At 71.5% G+C, this 3,256-nt stretch carries 3 protein-coding genes; 2 read left to right on the top strand and 1 reads right to left on the bottom strand.

The features are described 5' to 3' along the window. Window positions 1-70 precede the first annotated feature (70 nt). The gene (locus ACFU99_RS38425) at window positions 71-1,378 is read left to right on the top strand and encodes an MFS transporter (RefSeq protein WP_384401783.1); all 1,308 of its coding nucleotides are present in this window, start codon (window positions 71-73) and stop codon (window positions 1,376-1,378) included. On the opposite strand, the gene ACFU99_RS38430 is transcribed toward ACFU99_RS38425, so the two are convergent. Beyond that, window positions 1,375-2,391, bottom strand: coding sequence for a C45 family autoproteolytic acyltransferase/hydolase (locus ACFU99_RS38430; protein WP_384401786.1), 1,017 nt, complete (start codon window positions 2,389-2,391; stop codon window positions 1,375-1,377). The genes ACFU99_RS38425 and ACFU99_RS38430 overlap by 4 nt on opposite strands. A 316-nt stretch (window positions 2,392-2,707) precedes the next feature. Between ACFU99_RS38430 and ACFU99_RS38435 the strand changes: the two genes are divergently transcribed. After that, a partial coding sequence (locus ACFU99_RS38435) for a glycoside hydrolase family 75 protein (RefSeq protein ID WP_384401789.1) occupies window positions 2,708-3,256 on the top strand: 549 nt, incomplete at its 3' end.

A 3,256-nucleotide genomic window follows, 5' to 3' on the forward strand; every position in this document is an offset into this window, starting at 1 on the left:
GTATCTGCATACTGTATGCAACAACGATTCCAGTGCGACGCAAGTGCGTGACGATGCGAACGGAGCCCGCATGGCGAAGATCTCCACGGCCTTCCGGCTCCGGCCGGACGACCCCACCGCGACCCCCGGCGCGCCCTCGCGGGCGAGTTGGGCGATGGCCCTCCTCTACCTGGGCCACCTCGTCTCGATCGATTACGTGGCCTCGGCGCTGCCGGTCCTGGTACGGGCGGGCGGCGGCTCACTGCACCAGGTCGCCCTGTTCGGGTACGTGACGGTGCTGTGGTCCACCCGCTTCGTCGTCGCGCCGGTACTGGACCGCCTCGCGGCGCGGTGGTTCTCCTACCGCCTCCAACTGCTCGTCTTCCGGCTGCTGGTGCTGATATCGCTGAGCACCCTGCTCTTCACCCGCTCCTGGCCCGCGCTGGCCGTCTGCGGGGTGGCCGTCGGGCTGTTCAGCGGCTGGGAACGGGCCGCCGGGGACGCCCTGGTGATGCGGGTGGCGCCGGCCCGGCACCGCAGCCGGCTCTCCGCCGCGGAGTCGATGGGCATCCTGCTGGGCACCGCGATCGGCGGCGGCGTCGCCCTGACGCTCGGCTACCGGACGGCGGTGCTGCTGATCCTGGTCATCGGCGTGGTGACGGCGGTGCCGGTACTGCTGCTGCGGGAGAGGGCGGAGGGTACGGGGGAGGCAGCCGCCGCGGTCATCGATCAGGACCGTACGGCGGCCGGTTCAGGAGCACGCCTGATCGGTCTGCTGGCCGTCGCCGGGCTGACCCTGAACTGGCTGGGCGTCGGCCTGGCGCACAAGCTGACCTCGGTCCTCATGGTGGACCAGCACCTCTCCCCCCGGACCATCGGCGCCTTCATGGGCACCGCGGGCCTGGCGATGTCCTTCGTGGGCGCGCTGCTGTGGATTCCGGTGCGGCGGCTCCCCCGGCCGCGGCTCGTCCTCGCCGTGGTCTGCGGGGAGGCGCTCTCCTGCGCCCTGCTGATCGCGGCCGCCGCCCTGCACGCGGCCCCGCTGACCCTGTTCTCGGTCCTGGTCTCCCGCGTCTCGTACGCGACCTTCTCCGCGCTCTCCACGCTGCTCGCCTTCACCCTGACCCGCCAGGACCGCCCGGCCACCCAGGTCGCGTGCTTCACGGCGATCCCGTTCCTGGTCTCCCACCTGGCCATCACACAGCTGGTCCCGCTGGCCGGCCCCAAGTCCCTGGGCTACCCGACGGTGCTGGCGGGCGCCACGGTCCTCACGCTCCTCAGCGCGGCCTTCCTCGCCGAGGCGGTACGCAGGCACCACCGGGCCGCCGCACCCGCCGCCTCCGCCGCCGTCGGTGACAAGTCCGCCGGCACGCGCCCCGTACCCGCCGCGGTTCCCTAGACGCCCCCGAGAACCACCGTCCGCTCCCCCGGCGCGAAGCCGGCGAAGGACTGCTCCCAGCTCACGCCGGGCCAGTGGTAGACCACGCGCCCTTCGACGGGCCGGTAGTCGGCCGTATAGACCGTGCCCAGCCCCTTGTCGTACGCGAGCTGGTACAGCGGCGGGCGCAGCATCGCGGCCGCCTCGACACTGTCCGTACGTACGGCCGTGCGCGCGGCATTACGCGCGGCATTACGTGCGGCCTCGCGTGCGGCCTCGCGTGCGGCCTCGCGTATGGCGGCCAGCCGCTCCTGGGTCCGGGTGAACCGCTCCTGCTCCTCGGGCACGGGCAGGTTCTGGTGGTTGGCGGCGCAGGCGTCCGGGGCCACGGTGAGGGGGATGTCGGGGCCGGTGTAGACCGTCACGGCGCGCTCGGCGTCGACGAGGGTGATGTTCTGCGGGATGCCGACCGGTATCGAGCGGAGCGCGGCGAGCGCCTCGCCGACGGTGTCGCAGGTCTCCAGGAGGTAGCGCAGCACGATGAGGATGCTGAAGCCGGGGCCGTGCACGTACCGTCCGCCGAAGGTGAGGGAGACGGCGAGTCCGGCGTCGTTCATCCCGTCGAGCAGCCCCCACCCCTCCTCCTGCACGCCGATCACGGGGCGCAGGAAACAGGAGGAGACGATGGTTCCTTCGCACTGTGCGGGAGCGAAGTCGTAGTTGCGCAGCAGGGCGCCGGGGACGCCGGTCTGCGTGCAGCCGGAGAAGAACGGCCGCAACGCGGCGTGGGTCAGATAGGTTTCGCCGCCGGGCCGGTCCAACTGCCCGGCGAGCCGGTCGAGCACCGGGACCAGCTCGGGCAGATGCGCCTCGAAGAGCCCGCGAGCCCGCGCCGCGCCCGCCTCCGTACGCCCCTCCTCGCTCAACCAGCCCTCGGCGACCGGCCACCGGTCCTGGACATGAGCGGCCCATCGGCCGTCGCCGCCGTCGCCCACCTCGATGGCACGGAAGGTCTTGTGCTGCTGCTCGGACATACCTCTCCCCTGTTCGGTCCGCCCGGCGCCGGCCCTGATCGGTGCGGGCGGATGCTGCGCAACCTAGCCGGAATCGCCTGCGAATTACCAGGTCAGGCGATGGGCTTCGGTCGGCGGGGGTTGGGCGCCGGGTGCGCGGCGGCCGGGCGCGGACGTACGGGCCGACGGGCCGTCACAGCGCGGGCGGCGCCCGGTGCGGCTACCCGGCCGCCCGGCGTTCCGGAATTGCGGACGCCGGGAGGGTTGACGCGGTCATGTCCATGCGGGGACATTGACGCGGCACGGTAAGGAAGGTTTCCTAACAGAGGGATCCCCCATGCGTAAACGCACCCTCGCCGTCGGCATCGCCGCCGCGGCCACCGCTCTCGCCGTCGTCCCCGCCGCCGCCCAGGCCCACAACTCACCGGCCGGCGCGGCCTCGAAGCCGGCCGCTTCCCGCCTCCAGGAGGGTTCGGTCAGCGCCGCGGACCTGTTGGCGAAGGTCAACGGCTGCAAACAGATATCCAAGGGCAAGTACCGGACCGACGAGGAGACTTCGGCCACCGTTCCGGTCTGTGAGAAGACCGGGGCCGTCTTCTGGAAGGCGGACATGGACGTCGACTGCGACGGCCAGGTCACCTCGAAGTGCAACAAGCAGACCGACCCGTGGTTCCAGGACGACACCTACTACCACACGTCCGACGACAAGCCCCTCACCGCCGAGAAGCTGCCGTACGTCGTCGTCCCGAGCGTCAGCGGCATCTGGGACTACACCAAGTCCGGCATCAAGGGCGGCGGCGTGGTGGCCGTGATCTACAACAACCAGGTCGAGTACGCGGTCGTCGGCGACACCGGCCCCGACAAGATCATCGGCGAGGCCTCGTAC

It is taken from the genome of Streptomyces sp. NPDC057654, assembly GCF_042800135.1.
Taxonomy (GTDB): Bacteria; Actinomycetota; Actinomycetes; order Streptomycetales; family Streptomycetaceae; genus Streptomyces.